This is a genomic window from Acinetobacter sp. 228, assembly GCF_048147885.1.
On sequence record NZ_JAYWYV010000558.1, the window covers coordinates 1 to 1,068 of the forward strand.

At 41.1% G+C, this 1,068-nt stretch carries 1 protein-coding gene and 1 pseudogene; both read left to right on the forward strand.

Features of this window, described 5'->3' with window-relative positions:
- Positions 1-118 (forward strand): annotated as a pseudogene (locus VXQ92_RS20770) (DUF1285 domain-containing protein); the annotation flags it as partial.
- A 48-nt stretch (positions 119-166) separates the two neighbouring features.
- Positions 167-1,033: a glutamate racemase gene (gene murI / locus VXQ92_RS20775; protein WP_000125348.1), complete on the forward strand. Its 867-nt coding sequence runs from the start codon at positions 167-169 to the stop codon at positions 1,031-1,033.
- The last annotated feature ends 35 nt before the right edge of the window (positions 1,034-1,068 follow it).

Genomic DNA, 1,068 nt, shown 5'->3' on the forward strand with positions numbered 1-1,068 from the left:
TATTCAACGTCAGGCTTTCTATCATCTCGTGAACTATGGAACACTGGTCGAAAATGATAAAGGCGAAACCATTTTGCAGTTAAAAAGTGGTAATTTGCACTTGCAATTAGGCACTTGAGGTTTAAGCTTTATAGAGTGAAATTTTCCGACACTCTCTAGTACTGCCATGACAGCCATACAGCCTTTATTTACTGAATTAGAACCTATGCCTAAAGCATTAGCAGATGCCCCAATTGGTATTTTTGATTCAGGTATTGGAGGTATGTCGGTTGCAGCAGAAATTGCCAAATATTTGCCAAACGAACGTATTGTGTATTATGCAGATACAGCCTATGTTCCGTATGGTCCTCGCTCTGATGAAGAAATCAGAGAGCTAACGGCTCGTGCCGTCGACTGGTTATATCGTCAGGGTTGTAAAATTGCGGTCGTAGCTTGTAATACGGCTTCCGCATTTAGCCTTGATCATTTACGAGAACATTATGGCGAACACTTCCCGATTGTTGGCTTGGTACCGGCACTAAAACCTGCCGTATTACAAACTCGTTCTAAAGTAGTTGCAGTACTGGCAACACCAGCTACTTTTCGTGGACAACTCATTAAAGATGTTGTCGAAAAGTTTGCTGTTCCGGCGGGTGTTAAAGTGATGACTCTAACGAGTTTAGAGCTTGTCCCATGTGTAGAAGCAGGGCAGCAAATGAGCCCTGTTTGTTTAAATGCATTAAGAGAAGTTTTACAACCTGCAGTTGAGCAAGGCGCGGACTATTTGGTACTTGGTTGTACGCACTATCCGTTCTTAAATGAAGCCATTCGTCATCTTTTTGATAACCAATTCACACTGGTTGATTCGGGTTTGGCAGTTGCCCGACAAACAGCCCGTATTTTAATAAAAAATGAGTTATTATGTGACCAAATACGTCAGAATATTGCACGTATTGAATGTTATGTAAGTGGTAATAATGCAGATGCATTACAACCTGTTTTACAAAATATGATTCCACAAGAATTGACATGGACGCTGCACAATCTGAGTTGAGCTCTGTTGTAGGCATTCAGAAGAAAGCGTTTTTT